This window comes from Lichenifustis flavocetrariae (genome assembly GCF_026130545.1).
Classification (GTDB): Bacteria; Pseudomonadota; Alphaproteobacteria; order Rhizobiales; family Beijerinckiaceae; genus Lichenihabitans; species Lichenihabitans flavocetrariae.
The window spans coordinates 1-26,447 of the sequence record NZ_JAMOIM010000052.1 but is presented as its reverse complement, the minus strand read 5'-3'; the positions used below and the strand labels follow the sequence as shown (position 1 = coordinate 26,447).

The window sequence follows — 26,447 nt, the reverse complement described above, 5'->3', positions numbered from 1 at the left end:
GCCCGGCACCAACGCCTTTCAGGTCATTCTCCAGACCGTCAGCGCCTGACCAGCCTCCAAATGGCCTGGGTAATTACGCCGGCACGGTGAGATCGACAGCAGTCATCGCAAAGCCCCGAGCCCCAAAACATCGAGATTAGGAGTGGGCCAGGCGCCTGGCTATGCGACGTGATCGCCGACGGCCAAGCCTCCCGAGCTCACTGACGACGCGCTTGGGGCGGCGGGCTGCCCGATGCGGAGGGGGGATTCTGCACTCCAAAAAAGGATGAGGGCGCTGGACACGTGGCCTCCGGCTTACGCGAAGGTTCGGTCCACCACTCGCTCGATTGTGCGAACCGAGTACGGCTTCCAGACCATCGGCCACTCAGGCAGCAATCGATCCTGAAACCCTGTCGACAAGACAATCCGAAGGTTGGGCCAGCGCTCCGACGCTGTCCGTGCCAAATCTGTCCCACTCATCAGTGGCATGCGGCAGTCGGTAAAAAGGAGCGAGACATCGGAGCGTTCTTCAAGTGTGGCAAGCGCCTCTGTTCCGCTGGAGGCGCTTACGACTTCGCACCCGGCTTCGGTGAACAGTTCGGCTGCTAAAAGGCACAGGGACGGCTCATCGTCGACAACGAGAACCACGCGGCGCTTACTCTGCTCTTCGACGGCTCGCTCCATCCGCATCTCGTCGTCACGTACCAGCTAGGCGGCGTACGGCCTCGGGGAGAGCACATCTGCGTCCTGGACGGTTAAACAATGGTTTCGCCAACCATAAGCGCTGCAGCCGTTGTGATCACCAAGTGGTGATCATGCCGAGGCGGCCGCTTTCACAATCAAGGCTACGACCAGCCAAAAGCCTTGAGTCCTGCGACAACTTGTCGAAACAATTTCGTACCTTGTGGTTTAACATAGGTGAATCAGCAACCTGCCTCGTTCGGAGCACAGGATGGCTTTCGCTCTTTGCTCCCACAGCGCACACCGGGTCGAAATCCAGAACGACGACGGCGACCACTTCAAGTTCGAAGTTATTTCATCGCCCTCGGGCCAGCGCGAATTGAAGATCGACGATGCACGCTCGGGCCGTGACTACCACTCTGAAGGCAGTCAAAACATTCTGAACGAGGCGCTCCGGTTCGCGACTGCTTGCGCAAAGGATTGTGGCCTCACGTGAGCTGCCGTCGAGCTTGCGGCCGAGCCATTTTCGGTGGCCCGAACGCGATCGGATCCAACAATTCGTAGGCCGCCCGGGCCTCACGCTCAGACAGACCTGACTGAACGACGCCATTGAAGATCAAGATCCGACCACTTTGGGGATCTCGGACGGAGAAATCGCCGTTTCGAGCTTTGTGCACGTCGAAGGTCAAAACCATTTATCGCCCCTGTCGGCTCTGACGGGCCGCCACGTTGGAGGAGTTTAATTGATTGCGCGGTTTAGGGGGAGAGCGTTCCGCTGCACGAGGACGGTCACGATGGAAGGCTTTCCTCTGCTCTTTCGACGATCGTCGCGGTTGAGGTGGCGCTGCCCTCAAGTCGGTGCCGGCCGTATGATCCACAGCCCGCGCCTCTAATTCGAAGCCAGCGGCTACACGAATGCGACGGAAGATGTTGGTGGGTAGGGTCTCTGTGGCCGAAGCACCGGACTGGCTGTCGCCCTGTCCCTTGTCACCTGTCACGCAACATGCAAAGAACAGGTATTCTACAACAAGAGCGCCAGGATATTCCTCGGCGCTATTTTTATGTCCGCGTCCTGGACGTTGTTGCGTGAGTGCTGACTGGCGACGCACGCGGCAGAATGCATGGCGCCTGTGGCGGTGCCCCAAGAGGCAGGCCCAACGGGCTCTATCGAACGGGCCTGTTCACTGCGGAGTTGGGCAAGGTCCGGCGGTCGTACGCCAGTTAAGGACCGCGGTAAAAGAGATTACCTAGGACACGCTCTCTGCCTGAAGCCTTGGGCACTATTGAAGCCGCCGCCACGCGCACGCCAATCCGCTGCGCCTCGCGACCAGCTCTGCTCGAAGAAATCGTTCGTGAAGTAATCGCCTTCAAAGCAAAGGCCCTCCAAACATGCCTGAAAACAGAAAACCTGCCCCGTGTCACCGGGTGCGGGCTCTCAAAACGTCGTTAGCTGACAGGCGGGCGACAATCAGCGCGCGACCCGCAGCCACGCCACTCTGCAAGCTGAAGGGCTCCAAGCCCGCTTCCAGCTCGCGCCGGCGGTCGCAGCCCATGGATGTGGGGAGGCGCGACATTGAGCGCGCTCGCCCTCATCGTGCCGCGCCTCGATCAGCTTCTCCAGCTCCTAGCAAACCCGATCGACGGCGAGGTCGATGGGGTCGCCCGTGCGCTCGGCCCCAGCTGAAGATATCCGACCTCGACATCCACGACTTGGCCGCCAATGTCGAGCGGGAGAAGGCCTTCCCTCACCGGTCCAATATCGTCATCGACACGGTGGCCGTCCGCAAATTTGTGGCCTTGTTGCACGCCGCTGCAGCGCACGCGCTCGAAGGGTCCCGTGATCCCGGCATGCTTCAGATCGTGCGCATCCACCCAAACGTCGGCGGCACCATGACGTCGCGGTTCGCGATTGGGGACGTCGACCTCATGACCGAGGATGCCATTGCGGCGGCCAAAAGCGGATTTAACACTTACACGGAAGGGCGGACGGTCGAGGCCAGGACTAGCGGTCGAGGCAAGGCCGGCGCGACGCGCGCGGTATTCGCGTTGGTCGACGACTCCGATGGCGACAAGGGTAAGGCTGGGACGTTACCGGTTGAGCCAACGTGGATCATCGAGAGCAGCCCGGGCAACCGGCATCATTGGTTCGTGCTCGATCGCGCCCTGACACCGGATAACGCTCGTCAGATTGGCGCCGCCATGCGGCGGATCATCGGATCGGACAGTGCGACAGGCAAGCCGGAGCAGCCCTTCCGGGTGCCGGGAACACCGAATTTCCCGGATCTAAAGAAGCGGGCGCGCGGGCGCATCACGTCGCCAACACGCATCCTGTTCGACACAGGTCCGACGTGGACTGCCGACGATCTGGCGCGCGAATTCCTGCCGGCACCCGAAAAGGCCGCGGGGCACGTCCCGGGCGGACGATCTGGCACGTCGAGCAACACTGTCGAAAACCTGGCGGCGGAAGCGGGGCCCGACCGATCAGTGCAGTTCTTCCGGGCGATCCGGGCAGCGATCCGCGCCGGCATGCTTCCGGCTGACGTCGAGGACGTATTTCGACGTTATCCGAACGGTTGCGCCTCCAAGTATCTGCAGCCCTATGACCGCCTCGCCGAGGAGATCGCCCGGGTCTGGGCTAAAGTTTCGGACAAGGTGGAACAGGAGGCGGACACACGCCCCGTCGACCCAACATATCCCGACACGTCCGTTTGTCTCGACGACGCCCGGGCGGCTCTAGAGGTGGCGATTAGGGAGCATTTCGCAGCGGGTGCGGGGCATCGGGCAATTCAGGCATCGACGGGCACCGGCAAGACCAGAGAGACGGTGTGCGCGGTCGCAGCGCACATCCGGCGGCGGCGCAGCGAGGGGGACCGCAGCTCCATTTTGTACCTCGTCCCGACCCATCGGCTCGCGGACGAGGTCGTGGCCAGGTTCGAACAGGAGGGCATCACGGCTCGCGCCTTCAGGGGGCGTACCGCCGACGATTCTGACATGCCCAGTACCGGAAAGAAGATGTGCCTCGACATCGAAGCCGTCGACCTCGCCTTGCGGCTTGGCCTCACCGTCTCGACGGCATGCTGCCAGAACAAGAACCAGGTGACCCGCGTCGTCTCCACCTGCCCGCTCTATGGTTCATGCGCCTACCAGAAGCAAATCCAGGACAGCCCCGCCGTATGGGTCGGGGCACACGACCTTCTCTATTCGGCTCCGGCCGGCCTGGGGCAGATCGAGAGCGTCGTGATCGACGAGGGCTTCTGGCAATCGGGACTCAAGATCGCCAAGCGCGGCGTCACACTCGACGAGATCGGCGCGTCACCGGACATGGGGGGCAATGTTTTTGAAATGATGGAGGCGGCTGACATCGCGGCGTGGCGTTCTCAGCTCGTTGCCGCCCTTCGTCGGCAGAAAAGTTTAGGCGGCGTAGAGCGGCAGCATCTCGTCGCCGAAGGCATTGATGCGGCCTTGTGCGGGCAAGCCAACGCAGCTGAATGGAAGCTTCGCGGCCGTGTGACGTTCTATCCCGGCATGCCGAAAAAAGCCCGAGAGGCCGCATCTGTGATAGCGCAGGGTACCGGAAGGATCAGCAAGGCTTCAGCCGCATGGCGGGCTGCTCGCGAGCTTTTGGAATGCGACGATGAGAACGCTGTATCCGGCCTGCTTGCCCTGATTGAGGTCAACACCGAGGATGGCTATGGCAAGGCGCGCGCGGTCCTAACCCATGGCCGCCAGAAGGTGCTGCAGCGCTGGCTTGACGTCCCCATGCTCGTCCTCGATGCAACGCTGCCAAGCCTCGACGTGTTGCGCCAATTCATCCCTGACATCGAGGTCACAGCCAGCATCGAAGCCAAGGCTCCCTATTCTCGCGTCCACCAGGTTGTCGGCGCCCCGGTCAGCACCGGAAAGCTTCTTAAGAGCGAGGCCGGTCGAAATCGGGAGGCGGTACGGCGGGCGATTTTACATCGGTGGGTCCAGGCGGGCCGCTGTGCCACCCTCGTCATCTGTCGGCTCGAAATGGAGACTTGGTTGCAGTCGGCTGGTCTGTCGGGTGGCATTTTCACGGCGCACTTCGGCGCTATCGCGGGCCTCGACGAATTCAAGAACGTGGGTCTGTTGATTGTTATCGGCCGCACCCTGCCGAATGTGCTGGAAGTGGAGACATACGCCGGGGCGCTCACCGGCCTGGAGCCGCTGCGGACCGCCACCCCGGAGAAGGGGCCACGCTGGTACAATCGGACGACGCTTGGGTTCCGCATGGCGGACGGTACCGGATATCCCATCCAGTGCGACCGCCACCCCGATGCCACGGCGGAAGCAGTGCGATGGCAGATCTGCGAGGCGGGCGTGGTTCAGGCAATCGGCCGGGCTCGGGCGGTGAACCGGACGGCGGCTGACCCGGTGCAGATCGAGATCTGGAGCGACCTCTGCCTGCCCGTGACGGTCGACGAGGTGACAGCCTGGGACGATGTTCCGACCGGCTATAAAATCGAGATGATTGTGGACGGCGTCGTGCTCGATTCCCCGTCGGACATGGCCGTGTGCTGGCCGAAGATCTGGCCCACTGAGATGGCAGCCAGGAAGTGGCGGGCCGAGTCCACACGGTGCCTAAACCCTATAATAGAGTCTCTATATAGGGATTGGGCACCGTGTGCGTTCCAGTACCAGCGGCTCGGCGAGCGCCAAAAGTGGCGACAGGGACGGTTCGACCCGCGCGTGATCCCCGATCCCCGACAATGGCTGGAATCACGCCTCGGAGAGCGGGCCGGGTACGAGCTGGTGGGTTGAGCTGACCAGGATCGCCGATCACAACGTTTGTTGGATGACACATAGGCATAGGTGTACGGACACAACGAAAGCGCATTCTGTCTCTGAACATAGCTCCCGCCCTTTCTGCCTCCCGATAACCCGGAAGCCCTCAGTGAAAGGGAAGGCTGAATCAGCCTCGCATACTCGGTCCGCCTTGCCCTGCATCCTACAGAGCTGGAACGTTGTCCCCGTTCCCCTGCCAGGAGCATTTTCGGGCGCTCCTCCATCTCATAACCGGTCAGGTCACCATCCCGATGACGGTCAAAAACGGTCCTTTCACCCTCCGGGGGTTGCCCGGCTCATCGTACAGGCGCGGAATGGAATGGGCTCACCAGGGTCCGCTAGTTTGGTTCAGAACTTCGGAAGAGGCGTCTGCAAGCCCATAGAACCTTCATCTCAGAACAATGACATCCGTCACGATCCCGCGCGGCAGGGACAAGATCCTAAAAAGACCGCCGCAAGCTCATGCCGTAAAGACTTGACCCCATCTAGCGGGAACCTCCGAGCAGACCCAGGCGGCATCAAGCTTCGAGAACGCGAGCGGCCAGACTATACTGGTAAAAAAATGATCTTGTCGTAGCAGAGTTGCCTTGTCCCCATATTCCGACGCGTTGGCGATCTGCGAAAAACGGTTCTACAAAACCGAAAAGGACCTCGGTCTCTCCCTGCGAGGAATCGTCACCCGTCGTCTTCGTGGAAATTTGACAAGGCAGGCGCTTGATTTCAGGTGCTCAAACCCATTCAATTCAAATCAAAGTCATTCAAAGCACAACGTACTGAAATATATCCGGAAAGAGCTCTGTCGGCCCTGGTTTGGCTTTGATTTTTGAGTATCTTGCCACAAAATTTAGGAATATGCGGAGATCGAATTGGGAGGCAGTAACAGCGGCAGGTCGGGCGGCAGACCTACAGTCGAGGGCAGCCTGACCCTCAAAATCGGCAAGCTTATGCGCGACGGCGTCCTTCGACCAAAGCATCATGGTTTGGGTACGCTGTCCTGGACCAACTCCATCACGGGCGCGACAACCGCGACGATGGGCTTCGAAGCCAATTTGGCCGAAGATCATGGTCGGCTCCGGTTGCACTATGTGACGACGCGCCGGACAGGCGAGACACATACCTCGGATTACTGGATCAATATCGTAGCCACACCGCAGCCCTTCGGGGGTTGGCGCTGGTGGTTCGTGTGTCCCCGAACGGGTAACCGGGTCGCCCATCTTCACCTGCCAGCGGGAGCCACAATCTTCGCATCTCGCGAGGCTTATCGGCTCGGATACCGATTGCAGCGGGAGTCACCCCGCGATCGTGCGCTGACACGCGCGTTCCGACTGCGTGAGCGTCTTGATGGGCAAGGCGGCATTGGCGATCCGATCTTCAAACCGAAGGGGATGCACCAAGCGACCTATGACCGGCACATGACCAGGATCGAGGCCGCCGAGAGCAGGTGCAACGCTCACTTGCTGCTCGCCGTCCGGAAACTCAGCCCAGGGTTCAAGATGTGAAGGTGATGCCACCCGATCGGAGCGAAAGGCGGTTTCAGTTGCAGCTCAGTTTCAATGTCCTACGCGCGCATAGGCGTGCTGCTGGCTGGAACCCGATGGGTTCCACGATCATAACCGGCTCGGACGGGCTGAGTGACCCGTCAGAAAGCGCAAGAGTTTGTCTGGAGCAGCGCAGTCGATGTGGCAGGATTGATCGTTCGGCGAAGAAGGGCAACACAGGGCCACAAGGGCAACTGGAAGGCTGCAGAAAGGCAACAAATTAGGTCCGGTCACACCTTACGCACTGAAGTGCCGATTGCGTTGGCGAAGCCCGACCTGCGGCCACGTTCCACGCCAAACGTTGCGCTTTGACGCGAAATGCTGCGATTGTTGCGATCACACCTGTGCACCTTGAGTGCGCGTAGGAGCCCGCGTGCATTTCGACCGACCTGGATGGGTCCCCTGCAGGCCTTGATCTGTTCAAGCCGTGCCGAGGCGATTACGCGCGTGCTCCTGTCCAGCCTGAAGGAGAGCGGACCGGTTGGCTCAGGAGGTCGGTGGCGTCAGCATGCTGATCGATGCCAAGAACGGCCGGGCGGCAGCCTGGTATGCCGGATATGGCGCGGTGCTGCAGCTCGACCCGTTGCTGTCCTTGGTGCTGTCCTTCACGACAGTCGCTGATGCCGTCGCGACGGCACGGTCATTGTGACAGGCGTTGCAGATTTGAATCGGTCGCGCTCCAGGAGCTACTGGGCTCGTTTGCCGGCCCGCTGTTGCATCACTTTTGGCAACCGATGTTTCCAGCGTTCCGAGCGACGGAACGCCTGCCGCGGCAGTTCTTCGTTACGAGCCCAATGATGCCTGAGTAGCGTGACCGGCGTGGTATCGGGGGTGAGTTCGTCATCCTCGAGGACCAGATCGAATGCGATCTCGTCAGGCTCGGCTGCCATGACATCTTCGGCCCATTGCTGGGTGGGATGCTCCTGGTCGAGCGGCATGGTGTCAGCAGAAGCCTCGAGCGTTTGAGATGCCGAAGGCTCCGAAATTTCAAGCGTCGGGAGAATTCGTGCCGTCTTCCATGGCTTGGGTGCCTCCTCTTCAGGAACGAACGCGGCTTTGGCGGGCGAAGTGGCCGTCTGAAGCGTTCTATGGGGAGCTGGAGGTTCCTTTCGCCCGCTGCTTCGGATCTCAACGGTGAACGATCTGAGAGTGCGCTTCATTTCTCAAGGCTTGGTGCTGGAGCGGACTTCTGTCCAGCATCATGAATAGCATAGGTTGTTCCTAGCTGGAATGTTTCGGCGAGCGGTGCCGGCCAGATCCAACATGCTGAACCGTCTGTTCAATTCATGAGGCCGCAGCTACGCTCGCCTAGGTGCCTATGAAAGGGGAGAGCGGACCGGTTGGCCGATACACCGCAGTTCGATCTGTTTGGGGACTTGCCTGCGCATCCCACCCACACCCGGATTGGACCGGGCTCGGGATCGCTGCGCCGTGGCTCCGGATCAGCCCGCCGTCGTGGTGCCATCCCGGTCATCGAGCCGGAGCATGCGGCCCGTCTCCTGTCGGAGCATGACGACTACCGCGTTCTCCGTCGCCTGAAGCCGCGCGAGCTGACGTCTCCCCGGTCCCTCGCACCTGGCGAGAAACTGACCGTGATCGTCGATACCGAAACCACCGGCCTCGACCACGCGCATGACGAGATCATCGAGATCGGCATGGTGGCGTTTGTTCATGACCGGCAGGGCAGCGTCATCGAGGTCACGGGCGTGTTCAGCGCCTTGCAGGAGCCGTCGTGCCCGATCAGCCCGGAGATCACGCGTCTGACCGGCATCACCGACGCCATGGTCGAAGGTCAGGCGATCGATATCGATGCGGTCGAAGGGTTCATCGAGGCGGCTGATCTCGTTATTGCGCATAATGCCGGCTTCGATCGACCCTTCTGCGAACGGCTGGCGCGCGGCTTTGCGCCCAAACCTTGGGCCTGTTCGGTCAAGGAGGTGGAATGGGCCACCTTCGGCTTTGAAGGCAGCAAGCTCGGCTATTTGGTCGGGCAGTGCGGCTGGTTCCACCATGGACATCGCGCGGTCGATGATTGCCATGCCCTGCTCGAAGTTCTGGCTGCGGCCCTTCCCGGTGACCAGGGATCGGCGCTCAGCCATCTTCTGGCCCGGACCGAGGTCACCCGCGTGCGGATCTGGGCCGAGGGTGCGCCCTACGATCTCAAGGACCAGCTAAAACGCCGCGGGTACAAGTGGGATGGAGGTGGAGAGGGCCGGCCCCGATCCTGGTGGGTCGAGGTCGAGGAGGACGCGTATGAGGCTGAGATCGCCTTCCTGGAGCAGGAGATCTACATGCGGCGGGTTCGGCCCCGGGCGCAGCGGATCACGGCCTGCGAGCGCTACAAGGCGGTTTGAGCCTATGCGGCGGCATACTCTTCCTCGATCGCCAGCTTTCGCAGCGTCTCGAAAAGAGACTCGCCGGTCATGCGTGCTGGATCAAAGCCGCTGTCCTGCACGAGAGCGCCATAGCGAGCGGCATCGTCAATGGACGCACCAACGAAGCCCATCGACCAATTCTCGAATGCGCGGGCAGGCGCTGGATCGAAAGCCAATAGCGAAACATCACCGTGACGATCGTCCTGCTGGATGCGCTCGAACACGTCCTCGACCGCAGAACGTGAACCCTCCAGCACCTGGGCGAAGCAGCCCGAGTTGAACATCAGCGCGCCGGTGACGCCGACACGCTGGTTATTGACTTGGCTCTTGGCCAGGATCGAGGTGATGGCCGCCGCCAACGCTGTCGCATCGCCGGTAATCGTATTGCGGCTGTAATAGACCAGACGGTAGAGATCGTCGGGCATCCAGGTCTCCTCAGAAATTTTCTGCTGAGCATGCGGGCTCGAGCAGCGCCATGACGGCCCCTCCAGGCATCGGCCGGCCGGTCAGATAACCTTGCACCTCGTCACATCCCGCAGCACGGATGCAGGCAAGTTCAGCCTCGGTCTCAACGCCTTCTGCAATCGTCTTCATGCGCAGTGCCACTGCAAGGCTGGTCACTGCGCGTAAGATTGCCTGCCTGTCAGCGTGAGTGTCGATGTCACGAATGAAGCATTGATCGATTTTGATCTTGTTGAACGAAAACTTTTGCAGGTAGCCGAGCGAGGAATAACCGGTTCCGAAATCGTCCATCGACACGGCAACTCCGAGTTCCCGCAGCCGGTTCAGCACGTTCAGAACATCGTCGGTGTTATTGAGCAGTGCACCTTCCGTGATCTCGAGTTCCAAGCGCTGCACCGGCAGTTGTGATTGCGCGAGTGCCGAGATCACCGTTTCGGCGAGCTTGCCACCGCGGAATTGCAACGCCGAGAGATTTACGGCAATTGCGACCGGCTTTGGCCAGGCGGCAGCTTGCTTGCACGCCGTGCGCAGCACCCATTCCCCGATCGCGCTGATCACCCCGATCTCTTCGGCAAAGGGGATGAATTCCTCGGGCGGCACGAGGCCGCGCGTGGGGTGATGCCACCGGATGAGCGCCTCGAAACCGATTATGTCGCTCGAGGCGAGATCGAACTGCGGCTGGTAAACAAGTTCCAGCTGCTTCAGCGCCAAAGCGCGGCGCAAATCGATTTCCATCGATCGCCGCGCCTGCATGCGCTCGTCCATTCCTGGCTCGAAGAACCGGTGGCAACCGCGACCCTCGGCTTTGGCCCGGTAGAGCGCGAGATCCGCATTCTTGAGCAGAACATCTGGCTCGTAGCCGTCGTCAGGTGCGATTGCGACACCGACACTCGCTCCGATGTGCAGCATGTGACCGTCGATCGCATAGGCTCGGCTGATCAGATCGACCAAGCGTGTCGCCAGCGCTGTTGCGGCCGCCGGTTGCGGCGCGTTGGACTGGATGACCGCAAACTCATCGCCGCCGATGCGCGCCACCACGTCCCCGTCGCGAAGCGCGCTCTTGAAACGCTCGGCCACTTTCCGAAGCAGGGCATCGCCGAGGGGATGTCCCAGCGTGTCATTCACGGCCTTGAAGCGATCGAGATCGACATAGAGCACCGCCGTTGCGTCGCCCGTTCGCGCTGCGCTCGCGAGCCGTTCCACCAAGCGATCCCGCAGCGCCTTTCGGTTGGCAAGCCCAGTCAAGGCATCCCGCTCGGCCAGCTCGGCGTTGCGCACATATGTCGTGACATCGTCCATGCTCACAACGAAGCCGCCACTCGATAGTGAGCGCAGCGTGCAATCGAGCAGGCGGTCGTCGGAGAGCCGTAGCCTCATCGGCGCTGGCTCGGCACTGGTGTCCACGGCTACAAAGACCTCGTCGCCACCCGTCGCGCCACAACTGGCGAATAATGCCGACAGCGTGCAGCCGATCGGATCGACCGGCATGAACAGCTTTTCGGCGCTCGCGTTGACATACTCGACCTTGCGATCTTCATCGAGGATGAGGACGGCGGCCGCCATTTCCGGAAGCGCAGAAATTCGCGGCTGGCGCGCTCTGACAACGTCTTTCAGGCTGCCGACAATCGTCATCCACTAGTCCTTGGTCAAGGAAAAGGTATACGTCGCACGACTGAAGGATAGGTAAACGCTTGAATTCTCATGTGCGTCGGTCCTATGCGAGGCACCTGACGAGTTACACCGCGTGGCGGCCCAATGGCCTCGCATTCGGTCGGGCTGACCATCACGGATCCAACCAGTGGGCTTGTCTTCATCTACATGGCCCGTGACCGCGAAGCTGTGCGAAATGGCCATTGAACTTCTCTCCGCCATAGGCCTTCGAAGCGCCGTTCGGCGGTCCGGACCTAGAGGACGAGGTGTTTCGGGTCGCGGTGTCCGATGTAGTCGGGGATAAGCCGAAAGTCATAAGCGCGGTTTGCGAGCGCGTACCCACATGCGTTGCGCAGCATGTGCGGGTTGAGGGGCGGCAGGCCGGCGCGGGCCGAAGCGTAAAAACGCGCCGCTCAACGACCCCACGATATGCGAGGCTATCCATCTGTTAAAACTAGAGTCTTCAAAATGCGATGGGGGTCACACGTCGTGCGAAGATGAATGACCCCTCCCCGACCCGCGAAGACCTGGACTTACGCCACCATTTGAATGCGCGGCACGATCCGCGCGGGGATGGCCAGGGCCTCGAATGCGGGCTTGGCCAGCAGGTAGCCCTGGATCAGGCGGACGCCGAGGTCTTGCAGGACGTCCAGCTCCCCAGTGGTCTCGATACCCTCACAAAGGGGCACAATGCCGAGCTCATCGAGGAGGCGAAGCATGTGACGCAGGATCGACCGCTTAACCTGGTCTCGGTCAATCCCACGGATCAGGTCCATGTCGATCTTCACGATGTCTGGCTGATAACGGGCCAACAGCACGAGGCCAGCGTTGCCGGCGCCGAAGTCGTCGATCGCGGTCTTAAAGCCGATCTCCTTGTAGGTCGCCATGATGTTCATGACGTGCGTGACGTCGAGCTTTTCGTTCTCCGTGAATTCAAAGATGATCCGATCCAGGGGGAAGCCCGTCCGCGTCGCCGCCTCCAGCGTCAGGCGAATGCAGGCACGGGGTTCGTAGACGGCGTTTGGCATGAAATTGATCGAAAGGCAGGCGCCGTCGTCGGCAAGGCCGAGGCGCGCCGCGAGTTCGATTGCCTTGACCCTGCACATCTGGTCAAAGGAATAGCGGTTGGTCTGATCCACGACTGAGAGGATGGTGTTCGCCCCCTCCCCGTTGGGCCCTCGGACAAGAGCTTCGTGAGCAAAAACCTTCCCGGACGAGATGTCGACGATCGGCTGGAACGCCATGGAGAAGGGCTTTGCGAATCCGCTGCCGTTGCGGCATCCCTGGCACCCGGTCGACATGATCCGACAACCCTCTCAATGTTGCGGAGATGAGAACCGAGCCGGGTTAAGTGATCCTCAATTCCCAACAAGGCGAGCGATCCGAAGTCCAAGACGGTTGTCAAAACGTGATCAGCGCCATTCGGTGATGGACGGCCGAGGACTGGCAGAAGCTGCGCACCATGATCGACCAGCGACAGGTGCGCATCGTGGCGCTCGACCTGCCGATATCCTGGATGCTGGCCAAGCCGAGCGACGAATTCACGGGCCGCGTGTTCCGGGCCAATCAACGGGATGATGCTCGACGTGCTGGCGGCTGTGGCGCGTAAGGACTATGACGATCGCCGCCGTCGTCAGGCGCAAGGGCCGGCACGAGCCAAGGCGGCGGCCTTTACAAAGGCCGCAAAGAGGACGCCGCCTGCAACAACGGGATTGCGGCCATGCTGAAGGCCGGCGCGAGCTACACGCAAATCCGCGCTACGTTCGGATGCAGCCCTATGACGATTGCCAAGATCGCCAAGCGCATCGCTTCGGCGCAGCAGGCGGCAGGAGAGGTGGCCTGAAGCCGATCCGCCAGAATTCAAATGGCTGTAGGCTTGTGGATCTTCTTCGGCATTTGTCCGCCTCGCATGGTTCAAAACCATACTTTCAGACGGACCACTTCAAAGGAAAATGATCAACAAAAACGCCCGCGGTGTGAGCGCGGGCGGCTGTGTTTATCCAGGCGCAGAGAGATCAAGCCGCCGGCGCAGTTTTCCTGCTTTTCGGCGCAACCCATCGGTTCATGCCGTAGCTGAAGCCTGTAAGCGCCAGGAGAGCAGCGCCAAACATCGGCAGCGAAGCAGGCAGCGGAACAGAGGAGACCGAAACGAGATCCAAGGCGGGCCCGTACGCAGTCCCGGTATTGCTGGCGAACGTCAGCGTCTCGCTGCCGCCTGTGCCGACAAAGTCGAACTGTTCCTTCACCCAACCCATGTTCGTGCGGCTGTGCCCGGTCACGTCGAAGGTGAAAACTGGGTCTTCGACCGAGAGCGTGGTGAAGGTGGGCGCCACTGTCACTGAAACGGGCTTGATGGTCGGAGCTCCATCGGGATTTCCAGCCAGATAGAAGCTGACCGAATAAGTCTGACCTGCGACAGTCGAAAAAGACTGCGAAAGCGAGCCTGGATTGTTTCCGCTCAGGTCAATGCTGCGCGCGCCGTCGAATGGTTGCCAATAGCTCCCGATATAATCGACACTATCTCCTCCAACAGTCCAGTTATTGATTGACGAGTTGTCGCCGCCTGGCACGGTAACAAATCCTATACCAGTCGATTGAGTATCAATCCCTGACTCAAAACTTCCGTTTTGGATCAGATTGACTGAAGATGCATGGGCGGCCGCTGTGCTCAAGAGACCAGCCAGTAGAGTAAAACATGCGCGATTCAATCCAATTACTCCAAATACCTCTTTACAACCGCTTTGAAGAGGTAACAGATTTGTAATCAACTGCAAGTGAAATGGGCAATGTCGGTTAAAGCGGGCGTTTTGCATCCGCTTCGAGGTAGGGCCGCCGATCGTGCAGGCAGTCTCCCGGTACCTGCGCTATCCGCTGATCTACCGGGGATGCTGAAACGCGAGCTTGACGTGGGTCACAGCACCCTGAAGAGCCGATCGGCTTGAGAGCCACGGCCCGCGTGTTTGCAGCCTTTCGCTAAACAGATACTTGTGAGTGATGTTCATAAAACGATCCTTTTCCGAACAGAGGAAAAGCGCGCTTCTGAAAAGCCCGGTGTGAACTTTGACGATAAGTGGCGGGATTTCTGCAACGCTACGTGGCGGATGCTTGTCGCCCGAGCGTGCGGTAGACGGTGGGCCGCGAAACCGAGAACAGCTCGGCAAGGTCACTGATGGAATAATCGTCGGTGTCGTGCATCCGGCGCAGTTCTTTTTGCTGTTTGTCGGACAGCTTGGGCTTCTTGCCGCGCAGCTTTCCCTTGGCACGTGCGATGGCCATACCTTCACGGGTACGCAGGCGGATGAGATCAGCTTCGAATTCGGCGAAGGTGGCCAGGATGTTGAAGAACATCTTGCCCATCGGATCGACCGGGTCATAGACGCTCGCCCCGAGGGCCAGCTTGACCCCGCGTGCGATCAGGGAGTCGGCGATGGCCCGGGCATCTGGGACTGACCGGGCCAGCCTGTCGAGCTTTGGCACGACGAGGGTGTCTCCGGCGCGAACGGCGGCTAGGGCCTGATCGAGCCCAGGGCGCGAGCGGTTTGTGCCGGTCAGGCCTCGATCCACATAGATCCGGTCTGTTGCGACACCGAGTTCGAGGAGTGCTGCTTGCTGCGCGGCGAGGTCCTGCTTGTCGGTGGAGCAGCGGGCATAGCCGAAGAGGGTCGATGTCATGGCCGAATTGTACGATAGACCTCCCTTCAATGATACTTTTATCGTACCATCTTTGTGAGACGACAATTCATGTGGTTCGGCAACGCTCGTGCTTGGTTGAATAAAGCGTCCGCTGAACGATCCCCTATCGGACGCGGCCGACAGAACTTCAGCCAGTCGATGGTTGTCGTCAATAATCTGCATTTGTCTTACAGTAAGTCAATTGCTGGAACGCCAATCGTCGTAGGGCTTCCAAGCAAATACGCATTCCCACTAAGCGAATATTTTCGGTCCGATCTGGGTTCAGGACTTGTGCTAACGTTTGACACAGGCGCTACTGAGTACCTCGGACGGAGACAGCACGATGCCGACACGCAAGACCATGAACGTGTCGATGACGCCCGAGCTGAAGCGTTCGGTGGCCGCGCGCATCGCCGCTGGCCGTTATCGCACGGCGAGCGAGGTCGTCCGCGCCGCCTTGCGGCTCCTCGACAGGGAGGAGCCCCTCGAAACGATCCGTCCTCCGCAGGGCGGGGAGAGGGGCGACCATGTCGGACCAAGCCGATAAGTCCGGCGAGCAGAAGGACGCGGAGTCCGACGTCGAGGGCTTCCGAGAGGATCTTGGTCCCTTCGTCGTTGCGGCCGAGACGACACGGATGCCGATGGTGTTCTCTAATGCCCGGGCGCCCGACAATCCGATCGTCTTCGTCAACCAGGCGTTCCTCGACCTCACGGGATACGACGAGCAGGAAGTGCTCGGCCAGAAGTTCGATTTTCTCATTCAACCAGGCACCGATCCCGAGGCCCTGACCGAGATCCAGACGGCGTTCCAGGGTGGCCGTGACCTCGAAACGCCGGTCCGATTCCACCATAAAGACGGCGGCACGATCTGGGTCACCATCTTCATCACTCCGGTGCGGGATGACGCGGGCGCGGTCGTGCAGCACTTCGCCTCATTCGTGGACGTGACGACGCACAAGCGGGAAGAGGAGCGGCTGCGCTTCCTGTTGGACGAGCTGAACCATCGGACGCAGAACACGCTCGCGACCGTCCTGGCGATCGCCGGGCAAACGTTGCGCGGCATGGCGGACGAGCGGACCATCGACGCCTTCGAGGGACGCATCCTGGCGATGTCAAAGACCCACGGCCTCCTCGGCACAGAGAACTGGGACAGGATCTGCCTGCGTGACATCCTCGGCCGGACGCTGGAGAGCCTGGGCGTCCGTGCCAGCGTCTCGCTGGAAGGGGACGAGGTTCGTCTCCAGCCGAAAGAGGCATTGAGCCTGACGATGGCGTTCCACGAACTGGCCACCAACGCCATGACCCACGGCGCGCTCTCCACCAACGGCGGGATGATCGACGTATCGTGGCGGATCGAAGCCATGCCGAATGGCGATCGGGTTCGTTTGCAATGGCGCGAGAGTGGCGGCCCTCCCGTCTCCCCACCGTCTTTCAGGGGATTTGGCCGGCGCCTGATCGAGGGCGGCTTGGCGCAGGACCTGAACGGCGAGGTGCGCCTCGCCTTCGAGGTCACGGGGGTAATTTGCGAAATCGTGATGCCAGACCCGAAAGGGGCCTGGTGGGTGAGCCATGGCTGACCATCTGTCCGGCCGGCGCATCCTCGTCGTCGAGGACGAGGTGATGGTATCGTGGATGTTGGAGGACATGCTGGGACAGCTCGGGTGCGCGGTCGTCGGTCCCGCTGCACGGGTTGACCAAGCTCTAGCGATCATCGATGCCCAGGACATTGACGCGGCGGTGCTCGACGTGAACCTCAACGGCGAGAAGAGCTATCCCGTGGCCGATGCGCTGGTGGCCCGGGGAGTACCCTTCGTTTTCTCAACTGGTTATGGACCGAAAGGTCTCGGGGAAGCCTACCCTGGGTGTCCCCTGCTGCAAAAGCCGTTCAAGAGCGCGATGCTGGGCGACGCCCTTGGGACGTTGCTGAGCGCCGGGGATCGTAAAGCGTCACGAAAGGCTCCCCCTGCCGTCTGGGACGCAAACCGGCTACGCATCGCCACCGACGCGGCGGGAGTCGCGTTGTGGTCCTGGAACGTCGATACCGACGCGATTTCGATGGACGAACGTGCCCACGGGCTTTGGGGAGTCCCGAGCGGGCCGGTCACGTTCACCGACCTGTCCGCGAACATCCATCCGGAGGACCTCGACAGGGTCAGGGCCGCGTTCGCGTCGACGCGGGATGTCCTGGGCGCCTACGAGGTCGAATTCCGCATCCTATGCGGCAAGGAGTTGCGGTGGGTCTCGGCACGTGGACGGGGTGACGACCAGGGCATCGTCGGTCGAGTGATGTTCGGGGTCTTCCTCGACGTGACCGAGCGCAAGATGACGGAGGAAGCGCGCGAGATGATCGCGGGCGAGATGGGACATCGGGTCAAGAACCTGTTTTCGATTGCGTCCGCCCTGACGATGATTTCCGAACGGTCGACCAGGACCTCGAAGGAAATGTCGCAGGATCTCCGGCTGAGGTTGTCCGCCCTCAACCGCGCGCACGATCTCGTCCGGCCGGTCCCAGGCGATCCCAAAAGGGCCGCCCACCTCGGCGACCTGCTTGCCATGCTCTTGGCTCCCTACGCGGGTGACGGACTTGGCGGTGACCGGGTCCACTTCACAGTGCCCGAGTTGCTCATCGGAGATGCCTCCGCCACAGCACTGGCCCTCGTCGTGCACGAACTCGCGACGAACTCGATCAAGTATGGAGCTCTCTCGACCGCCACCGGGACGCTCGACGTCACCTGCCTTGTCGACGTCCAGGACGCGGTGATCACCTGGAGGGAGCGAGGTGGGCCCGAGGTCATCCCGCCGAAGGGGAACGGCGGATACGGGAGCAGACTGGTGAGCGGTGCCGTGTCAGGCCAACTCGGCGGCTCGATCGACGTTGAGTGGCCGTCGGAGGGCGTCATCATCGTCCTGCGGACCAGCAAGGCGCGGCTAGCAACGTGAGTTCTACGGAGCATTCCGGCAGGCGACGTCGAAGGTAATGTGGGGTACCGCGCCGGCCTTTTGCAGGCCGATGACCTATACGTCGATCCGCTCCGACTTGGCCTCTACGTCCTTGGCCTGGACTAGAATGGACGATCTTTCGACGGCCTCCATGTGGTCCGTCGTGTTGCGGTTCATGCTGCTTGTGGCAAATGCACCTTGAAGGTCGGCGAGACGATCGACACGCTGACGCCGCTTTTCCCGCTCAGCACATCCATGATGGCTTCCAACTGCCGAACGAGCGAATCGACGATCATGGCCCCCCAACCCGCTGCCCAGATTCCCGGTTTGAGAGGCCTTTCCGACGCCGTTGTCGGAGATCGTCAGTTTCCAAGCCGCTCCGTCCGCCGCATAGGTGACCAGCAGGACCGCCTTGTCCATGTCTTCGGCACTGAAGAGGAAGACCTTCGCTTCGTGTTGATTGATCCACACGACGGCGTGGTTGTGTTGCTGCATCGGTCGATCTTGTACTGTGAGACGCCGTGAGCGATGCCGTCGTATGTTCGCGTCCTGGTCGACGCGTCTGGCTGTGCGCCGTCATGTCCGTGGGGCGAGCTCGGGCTCGTCCTGCGTGGGATCGAGTTCGTCGCCGCGTTGTCGGACCCACTTCGTGATGTGATCGAGGGCGGCTCGAATGCGGGGTGTTTGGCGATTGTCCTTGTGCACGACCAGCCAGATGCCCGTGCTCGGTATGAGGGAGGGGAGTGGGGGGGTCTTGAGCCGGACGAGTCCGGGTTCGATGTCCGCGCAGAAGCGGACGAGGCTGGCCAAGCCTCCACCTTGCTTGGCAGCCGCGAGCGCGGCGGCGTGGCTGCTTGTCTGCATGCCAACACGCGCCCGGGGCGCAAGTTCGGCCAGCCAGTCCGTCTGCGTCGCGTCCTGGATGCCCTCCAACTGGGTGATCAGACGGTGCCCGGCGCAGCCTGCGTCGTAGTCGCATTCTCCGTGCCGTTCGAGGTAGCCGGGACTAGCGTAGAGTCCGAAGGCGAGCGTGCCGATACGGCGTACGACGAGGTCATGTTGGTCGGGTTGCCGCAGCCGAACTGAAATGTCCGCCTCGCGCATCGAAAGACTGAGTTCTTTAGGGTTTGGAATGAGATCGATCATGATGTCGGGCTGCGTTTCGTGCAGTGTCCCAAGGCAGGGCGAGACGAGGTTGCTGGCGATCGTCTCGGCGCAGGTGACTCGGACGTGGCCTGCCATGCGAAGGTCGCGTCCCACCACTTGCCGCTCCAACGCGAGCGTCTCCGCCTCCACCCGTTCCGCCTGCCTGAGGACGTCGCCGCCGGCCAAGGTTGGCAAGTAGCCCTCCGGAGTCCGGTTCAGGAGGCGGACGCCCAGGCTGGTTTCCAACGATGCGAGGCGGCGCCCTACCGTCGACTGCGCCACGTGCAACTGCTTGGCAGCCTCCGAGAGGCTTCCCTGACGTGCGATCGCGAGGAAGTATCTCAGGTCATCCCAATCCAGCATCTGCATCCTCCAATAAGCAGCGATGGCTGCGGCCGTAGGGTCCCTTCCAGATTAGTCACTCTTCAAGAAAGCCTGATGGGTTCGAGAATGAACGAATGAACACGGCTACGGGAGAGAAACCCCTTGCCGCGAAACAGCGGATTCTATGCTGGCTGAACCACTGCCTGACCTGCACCTTAGGGCGTGGCGTACGTAAACTTGCCGTCAGGATATTCGCCGCGATCGAATGTTCGATACTCGCTATGCAAAAATGCTTCTCCGGGCCGAGTTGACAGGCTGTGGTGCGAAGGATTTTCGCTTGAATCATCTCATCCTCATCGCTCCATCACGTCGAACGCAGTTTCATGATGTAATTGGCGCACGCCCATGCCGATGAGCTGGACCTTCTCTGGCACGCCCGGCAGAGCCGCGATCTCTATCGCATTGGGTTCGATCCCATTCCGCGGGGCCGGGAATTGGTCTCCGACGCGAGCGGCAACGCGGCACAAGCACGAGACGACATCCGTGGCGCCGACGTCCTCGAGGGAAGGTTTCTGGCGCATCGTAGCCCTCAAGGAGCTAAGATGAGCCAGAAATCCGGTCAGGCAAAGCCACCCCGATCCGCGTACTAGCGCTCAAGGCGGGCGAGCCTCACGATTATACGCGCATGGCGGGATCGAGCGACAGCGGGACGCCGTTCGCGCCGCCTTCCGTCGACAAACCGCCTTTGACGCCTGGCATGGCGCCGCATCCCGACCTCGGTCACACGCTTTAGGACTGGAAAACCGAACTTTTTCCTTGCCGTTCGTTCCTGTTTTGTTCAATATCCGTAACAGGAATTGAGGGCAGGGATGAGCAGATACACCGTGAGCCGCAAGGGCATGGGCGGCCGAAAACCGGGCGAACCGACCAAGGTGGTGCGGCTGCCGCTGCGGGTGGCGACGATCGCCAGGCGCATCGCCGAAGGGTCGCTCAGGCCGGGCGACCTGAACGCCTTCTTCAATGTCGAGGCGCGAAGCAACGTGACGGTGCCGCTGATGGCGTCGCCGGCCGCCTGCGGCTTTCCCAGCCCGGCCGACGACTATCTGGACCGTCCGCTTGACTTCAACGAGCTGCTGATTTCAAACCCGTCCGCGACGTTCGCGGTGCGGATTTCAGGCGACAGCATGAATGGGGCCGGCCTGTTTCCGGGGGACATCGCGATCGTCGACCGGTCCCTGTCGCCTTTCAACGGCTGCGTGGTGCTGGCGCTGATCGACGGCGAATTCACCATCAAGCGCTATCGCGTCAAGGCGGGCGGCATCGTCCTCCAGGCCGAGAACAAGGCCTTCAAGGACATCGTCATTCCGGAGGATTCCGCCTTCGAGGTGTGGGGTGTCGTGAAACACGCCATCCGCATGTTTTAGGGGCCGTGGTCGCGCCCATAGCATTGGTGGACTGCAATAATTTCTACGCGAGCTGCGAGCGTCTGTTTCAGCCGAAGCTGCGGGGCCAGCCCGTGGTCGTGCTGTCCAATAACGATGGCTGCGTCATCGCCCGCTCGAACGAGGCCAAGGCCCTCGGCATCGAGATGGGCGAGCCCTGGCACATCTGCCGCAAGCGGGTGGACACGCAGGGCGTCATCGTCCGGTCGAGCAATTACACTCTGTACGGCGATATGAGCGCGCGGGTCATGCGGGTGCTGGAAGGCTTCTCGCCCGATCTGGAAATCTATTCGATCGACGAGGCATTCCTCGGCCTGGCCGGCTTCGAGAGCCGCCTCGATGCGCATGGGCGGGATCTCCGGGCGACGGTGCTGCAATGGACCGGCATCCCCGTGTCGGTCGGGATCGCGCCGACCAAGACCCTCGCCAAGCTGGCGAACCGGACGGCGAAGAAGACGCCCGAGAGCGGGGGCGTCATGCTGCTGCTGACACCGGGCGAGCAGGAAGCGGCCCTCGATCGCGTCGAGCTGACGGACCTCTGGGGCGTTGCCGGCCGAATGGCCGAGCGGTTGAAGGCGATCGGCATCAATAACCCGCTCGATCTTCGCCAAGCGGACGCGAAGTTCGTGCGGATGCACACGAGCGTCGTCATGGAAAGGATGGTGCTGGAACTGCAAGGCATCCCCTGCATCTCACTCGAAGAGGCCCCGCCCGATCGCAAGATGATCCTGGCGTCCCGATCGTTTGGCCGTCGTGTAACCACGCGGCGCGAGATGGAGGAGGCGGTGACGACGCACACGGCGCGCGCGGCTGAGAAGCTGAGGCGCCAGGACCTCGCCTGCGGCCGTCTCACCGTGTTCGTCACGACGGACAAGCACAGGCCGCAGGATCGCCAGTACGCGGCCGAGCGGTCGGTGACGCTGCCCGTGGCGTCGGCCGACACCGGCAAGCTGAACCATGCCGCGATGCGGGCGCTCGATGCGCTGTGGCGGTCTGGCCTCGAATACAAGAAGGCGGGCGTCATGCTGCTGAACCTCGCGGCGGCCGATACCGTTCAGGGGGGCCTGTTCGATCGGCCGGACGATCCGCGGGCGATTGCCCGGATGCGGGCGCTCGACAGCCTCAACGCCAAATATGGGCGGGGCACGGTGACGTTCGCCGCCATGGGGCGGAAACCCGGCTGGAAGCTGCGGAGCGATTTCGTCAGCCCGCGCTACACGACGGCGTGGGAAGACCTGTTGCAGGTGTAGGCATCCACGACAGGAAACCGCGTCGCGGCCATGGGCTGCGGTGCAGGACCGCTTCGACGGGCAGGCCGTCCCTTCATGGATCGATTGCGAGAATTAACGTATGCACGTCCAGAAGACCGCTCTACTATTGGGGATCGTCGATGATCAATCGGCATTCGACGCCTGAGAGACACGCGCTCTCGCCTGGATTGGAGGGCGTGGGCTGTGTTTAAGACTTTCGATCGTGGGCGACATGCCCGAGCCGTCGATGAATTGCGGCCAGGTCTCATCGCTATGTTTATCAGCCGGATGCGCGCCTTCAACGCCAACACACAGCGGCTGCTCCGTCTGCTGGAAGAGCCGGACTGGAACGATCTGGCCGCAGTTGTGATGCGGCGCGTGCGGGGATAAGCATTCCAAAAGGGAAACCGCGTCGCGGCCATAGGTTGCGATGCAGGCCACTTCGACGGGCAGGCCCGTCCCTCGATGCCGTGGTGCAGAGGCAGGCCATAATGGCCGTTATCACACCGCTCAGACTCGATACTTATCGAATAGCTTTCAACATCTTCAATAGTTCGCCTTCTTCACTGCATCGGCCTATGGCATCAAAATTCCTGCCAGCCCTCCGTAGCCGGCATGAGCTTGACAGCCGCACCGCCGCTTCCGCGCGTTTTCATCGCGGTGATTGGGGTTGGGTCCTGTCCCAAACCGAGGCTTCGCTTCGACGGGCGCGCGGAAGACGTGGTGACGGCGGGCCGGTCCCGGCCAACTTCAAACCGACCGATCAAATGAGCAAGTTCATCGGCGTCTTGGGCGAGGGTGCGGGTGGCCGCAGTGCTTTCCTCCACCATCGCAGCATTCTGCTGCGTGACCTGATCCATCTGGTTGATGGCCGTATTGACCTCAGTGAGACCGATTGCCTGCTCCTGGGCCGCGGTCGCGATATCGGCGACAATTCCGTTGATCTCCGTCACCTGACCGACGATCTGCTCCAGCGCCTTGCCGGTCTGCCCGACAAGATCGACGCCTTGCTCGACTTGCTGGCTTGAGGCGGAAATCAGGACTTTGATCTCCTTTGCCGCTTCGGCGGAGCGTTGCGCCAAGGCTCGGACCTCGGAGGCAACGACGGCAAAGCCGCGCCCCGCCTCGCCGGCCCGCGCCGCCTCAACACCGGCATTGAGCGCGAGAAGGTTGGTCTGGAAAGCGATCTCGTCGATGACCCCGATGATCTGTCCGATCTGCCCCGAGGACGTCTCGATGCCGCTCATCGCCCGCATGGCTTGCTGAACGATGCTGCCGGAATGTTCGGCGCTCGCCTTTGCGGCACCTACGACGTGGCGCGCATGCGCGGAACTTTCGGCGGTTTTCTTGACGGTGGCCGTGATCTCGTCGAGTGCCGCGGCGGTCTCTTCGACGTTTGCTGCCTGCTGCTCGGTCCGGCGGGACAGGTCTTCGCAGGCGCGGGCGATTTCATCGACGCCCATGCGGATCCCGCTGCCGACCCCCGCAACGGATTGTATGGCTGTGTTGAGGCTTTCTGCCGCGGCATTGAAATCCAGCCTGAGTGCCTCGTATTCCGATGCGAACGGATGAAGAATGCGCGTGGCCAATTTGCCCGCCGAGAGATCCGCGAGCGCTCCTGCCAGTGACGCGACGACAGCGGCCTGCTGGGCGGCCTGCTCTCGGCGCGACGCCTCACCGGCAAGGCGGGTTTGCTCGCTCTCGGCCTGCAAGCGGACCGCCTCCGCATCCGCGCGCTTGAGACCGAGACTGTTGTCTTTGAACACCTGAACGGCGCGCGCCATCTGGCCGATCTCGTCTCCACGCTCCGTGTCGCGCACTTCGGTGGTCAAATCGCCTGCGGCGAGGCGGTGCATCAGCGCGGTCAAGCGTGTCAGGGGCCAGCTGACGCCGCTCCGGACAAAGACGAAGGAGGTCGCGATAATCAGAAAGCCAAGTGCGGCAACGGCGGAGATGGCCGTCGTCATGACATTGGCGTGCTCGTCGGCATCGACAATGGATTGGCGAACAACCGCGCGCTGCTGGTTCATGAAGCTCTTCGTTGCCTTCAGGGCTTGGTCGATTTGATCGAACAAGGCTGTCGACTGCGGATCGAACGCGTCCATCAGCTTGTTGCCCGCTTCCATGCCATTGGCGATATAGGTGCGAGCCATGGTGATACCGGAGTCGTCGAATGTCGCGAAAAGACCCTTCATGGCATCTAGCCGTGCGATGATCCCTTTGACCTGTTCCTCCTGACCGGGAAGATCCGCAGCGTCGGGAATTGTAATTTTTTCAAGGCCTGCCCGTGCAGCTTGAAGCTGCTTGCCAAAATCCTCGCTATATTTGGCCGCGTCGGTAAAGCTCTCCTGATTGTGCGTGGCCGAGGCATCTGTCAGGAATTGCTGCACCTGAATGACGTCGACTTGCAAATCGCGCATCGCGGCTTCGACCGGCACGAACTCCGAAACCAGGGACGTCATATGCGCGGATGCAGTTTCCAATAGCGCATGCTGTTCACGCCCCATAAACACCGATGTTAAACAATTGGTGACAAGCGTTGCGGTGATGGCGAGGAGCATCAGCGTGAGCTTTAGACGAATTGTCATTGACCGCCTGCGGGTGCCAAAGGGAAACAAATTTGCGAAATAAGCCTTCTTAGGCTGTCAATGGAAACAACTACGATCAAATAGATAAAGGATTGTTATTACGAGAATTTCCAAGATATTGCCTGCAAAAACCTGACATTAGAATTAACAATGATGACGCATAGCTCTTCAGGTCCGGTGCACATTCTTGAGGGACCGCCAGGGCAAGATTTGTCGATCGCTCCTTGAAAGCCACGACGCTCGGTTCCAAGCCATAATGGCTCGTCTGGTCCGGGTTGGCATCGCGACCGGTCCGGTCGTGGTCGGGGAGCTCGTTGGAAGCGATGATGGGGGGTGAGTAGCAGCGGAACAGAAAACCGACATAGGGCTTTTTGGCCAAGGGGTTAGCTGTTGATAGATTGTTGGACAGGTTTACGTGAACTTCTCGGAGTGAAAATGGCTGTTCCGAAGCGCTCCGCCATCTTCGCATCAAACCTGGGTTTGTTACGAAATCAAACCGTTAGGCGCTTGTGTAGATTTTCTGTTCCGCTGCTACTCAGACCCCATGATGCGCGCGAGTGGACGGTCGTCGGCGAGACCCCAAATCTGGCGGCTCGGCTGCAGGGGCTAGCCGACCCAGGAAGCGTCGTCATCGCCGAGGCGACACGAAACCTCCTTGGCGACCTTTTCGTCTATCGCAATCTCGGCCCGGCGCACCTCAAAGGTTTTGCGGAGGCCGTCGCAGCCTATCAGGTTCTCGGCGAGGGATTGGCCGAAGACCGCTTCGAGGCGATGCATGCGCATGGGCTTTCGCCGCTGGTCGGCCGTAGCCACGAACTCGCGCTCCTTCTCGATCGCTGGGAGCGGGCAAAGGAGGGCGAGGGCCAAGTGGTGCTTCTTTCGGGCGAGGCTGGCATCGGCAAGTCCCGCCTGCTACGTGAGCTCCGGGAACGGCTGGCTGCCGAGCCGCACACGTCGCTCCTCGAGCGGGCGTCGGTCACCCCGCCGAGCGGCGCATCGTGACAGGCTACTGAGGAGCTTTACCGAATGCTATCCTTGTTCACGGATTGTCCGACACAGGTCAGTCAGAAGAAACGAGCCCAGCGTATCTCCCATAATCGGGAGGAAGCGAGTGCTTACAAGGATCTCACGGTGGGTCGGGTCTGAAGCACAGCAGGGAAGCCGGGCGAGGCACATCCTGCTCGGGATCTCCTGTGTCACGCTCGCGGCGCTCTGCCTCATCTTCGGGCTCGTCACCCTGCAAGCACGACGGAACGTCGGCCGCGACGTGACCCTTGCGGCCAGCAATCTCGCCTCGGCCGTGGCCCATGACGTCGACCGCAACTTCGAACTCCTCGACCTTTCCCTTAAAGCCTTGATGTCGAGCTGGAACGACAACGAGATCAGAGCCCTAAGCCCCTCTCTCCGACAGCGCGTCATGTTCGACAACTCCGCATCGGCTGCCGACATCGGCATGATGCTCGTGCTTGACCGCGACGGTATCGTCCGCGCGAGTTCGAAAGAGCCGAATCCTCACCCGGACTGCTTTGCCGATCGCGACTACTTCAAAGTCCATACCACCGGCAACGATGTTGGCCTATTCGTCAGCAAGCCA

The 26,447-nt window shown here is 61.2% G+C and carries 25 protein-coding genes and 1 pseudogene; 14 read left to right on the top strand and 12 right to left on the bottom strand.

All coding sequences use genetic code 11. The features are described 5' to 3' along the window. Nucleotides 1-294 precede the first annotated feature (294 nt). The gene (locus M8523_RS36965; RefSeq protein WP_428351767.1) at nt 295-663 is read right to left on the bottom strand and encodes a response regulator; all 369 of its coding nucleotides are present in this window, start codon (nt 661-663) and stop codon (nt 295-297) included. Between the two features lie 1,707 nt (nt 664-2,370). Here M8523_RS36965 and M8523_RS31945 point away from each other — a divergent pair. The 3 genes from M8523_RS31945 to M8523_RS31935 all read left to right on the top strand — a co-directional run bounded on the left by M8523_RS31945 (nt 2,371) and on the right by M8523_RS31935 (nt 7,653). Then, nucleotides 2,371-5,442, top strand: coding sequence for a DEAD/DEAH box helicase (locus tag M8523_RS31945; RefSeq protein WP_282588885.1), 3,072 nt, complete (start codon nt 2,371-2,373; stop codon nt 5,440-5,442). Nucleotides 5,443-6,446: 1,004 nt separating this feature from the next. Further along, nucleotides 6,447-6,965, top strand: coding sequence for a hypothetical protein (locus M8523_RS31940; RefSeq protein WP_282588884.1), 519 nt, complete (start codon nt 6,447-6,449; stop codon nt 6,963-6,965). A gap of 520 nt (nt 6,966-7,485) precedes the next feature. Beyond that, a complete protein-coding gene (locus M8523_RS31935) occupies nt 7,486-7,653 on the top strand; it encodes a hypothetical protein (protein ID WP_282588883.1) in 168 nt (55 codons plus the stop codon). 37 nt (nt 7,654-7,690) lie between these two features. On the opposite strand, the gene M8523_RS31930 is transcribed toward M8523_RS31935, so the two are convergent. Then, nucleotides 7,691-8,164, bottom strand: coding sequence for a hypothetical protein (locus M8523_RS31930; RefSeq protein WP_282588882.1), 474 nt, complete (start codon nt 8,162-8,164; stop codon nt 7,691-7,693). A 180-nt stretch (nt 8,165-8,344) separates the two neighbouring features. Here M8523_RS31930 and M8523_RS31925 point away from each other — a divergent pair, with 180 nt between their 5' ends. After that, nucleotides 8,345-9,358, top strand: a complete 1,014-nt coding sequence (locus M8523_RS31925; protein WP_282588881.1) for a 3'-5' exonuclease — start codon at nt 8,345-8,347, stop codon at nt 9,356-9,358. Nucleotides 9,359-9,360: 2 nt separating this feature from the next. Here M8523_RS31925 and M8523_RS31920 read toward each other — a convergent pair whose 3' ends face one another. The 4 genes from M8523_RS31920 to M8523_RS31910 form a co-directional block, all read right to left on the bottom strand. Next, entirely contained in the window at nt 9,361-9,804 is a 444-nt protein-coding gene (locus M8523_RS31920) for a BLUF domain-containing protein (protein ID WP_282588880.1), read from the bottom strand. 10 nt (nt 9,805-9,814) lie between these two features. Beyond that, the gene (locus M8523_RS31915; RefSeq protein WP_282588887.1) at nt 9,815-11,140 is read right to left on the bottom strand and encodes a putative bifunctional diguanylate cyclase/phosphodiesterase; all 1,326 of its coding nucleotides are present in this window, start codon (nt 11,138-11,140) and stop codon (nt 9,815-9,817) included. 605 nt (nt 11,141-11,745) lie between these two features. Beyond that, complete coding sequence (locus tag M8523_RS36960; RefSeq protein ID WP_428351769.1) at nt 11,746-11,871, bottom strand: tyrosine-type recombinase/integrase; 126 nt, start codon at nt 11,869-11,871, stop codon at nt 11,746-11,748. A 153-nt stretch (nt 11,872-12,024) separates the two neighbouring features. Next, nucleotides 12,025-12,792: an EAL domain-containing protein gene (locus tag M8523_RS31910; protein WP_282588879.1), complete on the bottom strand. Its 768-nt coding sequence runs from the start codon at nt 12,790-12,792 to the stop codon at nt 12,025-12,027. Nucleotides 12,793-12,953: 161 nt separating this feature from the next. Between M8523_RS31910 and M8523_RS36630 the strand changes: the two genes are divergently transcribed. Next, nucleotides 12,954-13,100, top strand: coding sequence for a recombinase family protein (locus tag M8523_RS36630; RefSeq protein ID WP_345894347.1), 147 nt, complete (start codon nt 12,954-12,956; stop codon nt 13,098-13,100). A 111-nt stretch (nt 13,101-13,211) separates the two neighbouring features. Further along, entirely contained in the window at nt 13,212-13,334 is a 123-nt protein-coding gene (locus M8523_RS36625; protein WP_345894346.1) for a hypothetical protein, read from the top strand. A 172-nt stretch (nt 13,335-13,506) separates the two neighbouring features. Here the strand turns inward: M8523_RS36625 and M8523_RS31900 are convergent, their stop codons facing one another. Further along, nucleotides 13,507-14,163, bottom strand: coding sequence for a choice-of-anchor C family protein (locus M8523_RS31900; protein ID WP_282588878.1), 657 nt, complete (start codon nt 14,161-14,163; stop codon nt 13,507-13,509). A gap of 418 nt (nt 14,164-14,581) precedes the next feature. Continuing rightward, on the bottom strand, nt 14,582-15,346 hold the full coding sequence (locus M8523_RS31895; RefSeq protein ID WP_282588877.1) for a recombinase family protein: 765 nt from the start codon (nt 15,344-15,346) through the stop codon (nt 14,582-14,584). A gap of 160 nt (nt 15,347-15,506) precedes the next feature. On the opposite strand from M8523_RS31895, the gene M8523_RS31890 reads away from it, so the two are divergent. Genes M8523_RS31890 through M8523_RS31880 form a run of 3 tightly spaced genes read left to right on the top strand, consistent with a single transcriptional unit; the run spans nt 15,507 to nt 18,103 of the window. Then, complete coding sequence (locus M8523_RS31890) at nt 15,507-15,710, top strand: type II toxin-antitoxin system ParD family antitoxin (RefSeq protein WP_282588876.1); 204 nt, start codon at nt 15,507-15,509, stop codon at nt 15,708-15,710. Then, the gene (locus M8523_RS31885; protein WP_282588875.1) at nt 15,691-16,740 is read left to right on the top strand and encodes a PAS domain-containing protein; all 1,050 of its coding nucleotides are present in this window, start codon (nt 15,691-15,693) and stop codon (nt 16,738-16,740) included. The genes M8523_RS31890 and M8523_RS31885 overlap by 20 nt, the downstream gene beginning before the upstream one ends. After that, nucleotides 16,733-18,103 (top strand): HWE histidine kinase domain-containing protein, encoded by a 1,371-nt coding sequence (locus tag M8523_RS31880; RefSeq protein ID WP_345894345.1) that lies wholly within the window; start codon nt 16,733-16,735, stop codon nt 18,101-18,103. Before M8523_RS31885 ends, M8523_RS31880 begins: the two co-directional genes overlap by 8 nt. Nucleotides 18,104-18,178: 75 nt before the next feature. Here the strand turns inward: M8523_RS31880 and M8523_RS31875 are convergent, their stop codons facing one another. From M8523_RS31875 to M8523_RS31865, 3 genes are all read right to left on the bottom strand, one after another. Next, entirely contained in the window at nt 18,179-18,598 is a 420-nt protein-coding gene (locus tag M8523_RS31875; RefSeq protein ID WP_282588874.1) for a hypothetical protein, read from the bottom strand. 81 nt (nt 18,599-18,679) lie between these two features. Beyond that, nucleotides 18,680-19,612, bottom strand: coding sequence for a LysR family transcriptional regulator (locus M8523_RS31870; RefSeq protein ID WP_282588873.1), 933 nt, complete (start codon nt 19,610-19,612; stop codon nt 18,680-18,682). Nucleotides 19,613-19,926: 314 nt separating this feature from the next. Continuing rightward, nucleotides 19,927-20,154, bottom strand: coding sequence for a hypothetical protein (locus tag M8523_RS31865; RefSeq protein WP_282588872.1), 228 nt, complete (start codon nt 20,152-20,154; stop codon nt 19,927-19,929). A gap of 288 nt (nt 20,155-20,442) precedes the next feature. On the opposite strand from M8523_RS31865, the gene M8523_RS31860 reads away from it, so the two are divergent. The 3 genes from M8523_RS31860 (at nt 20,443) to M8523_RS31850 (ending at nt 22,655) form a co-directional block, all read left to right on the top strand. Continuing rightward, nucleotides 20,443-20,997, top strand: coding sequence for a LexA family protein (locus M8523_RS31860; protein ID WP_282588871.1), 555 nt, complete (start codon nt 20,443-20,445; stop codon nt 20,995-20,997). Nucleotides 20,998-21,002: 5 nt separating this feature from the next. Beyond that, nucleotides 21,003-22,265, top strand: coding sequence for a Y-family DNA polymerase (locus M8523_RS31855; RefSeq protein ID WP_282588870.1), 1,263 nt, complete (start codon nt 21,003-21,005; stop codon nt 22,263-22,265). Between the two features lie 204 nt (nt 22,266-22,469). Continuing rightward, entirely contained in the window at nt 22,470-22,655 is a 186-nt protein-coding gene (locus M8523_RS31850; RefSeq protein ID WP_282588869.1) for a hypothetical protein, read from the top strand. A 194-nt stretch (nt 22,656-22,849) separates the two neighbouring features. On the opposite strand, the gene M8523_RS31845 is transcribed toward M8523_RS31850, so the two are convergent. Then, complete coding sequence (locus tag M8523_RS31845; protein WP_282588868.1) at nt 22,850-24,853, bottom strand: methyl-accepting chemotaxis protein; 2,004 nt, start codon at nt 24,851-24,853, stop codon at nt 22,850-22,852. A gap of 546 nt (nt 24,854-25,399) precedes the next feature. Between M8523_RS31845 and M8523_RS31840 the strand changes: the two are divergent. Together M8523_RS31840 and M8523_RS31835 are read left to right on the top strand one after the other, a co-directional pair. Continuing rightward, nucleotides 25,400-25,813 (top strand): annotated as a pseudogene (locus M8523_RS31840) (AAA family ATPase); the annotation flags it as partial. Between the two features lie 151 nt (nt 25,814-25,964). After that, nucleotides 25,965-26,447 (top strand): PDC sensor domain-containing protein (locus M8523_RS31835; RefSeq protein WP_428351759.1); only part of this gene is annotated, 483 nt, incomplete at its 3' end.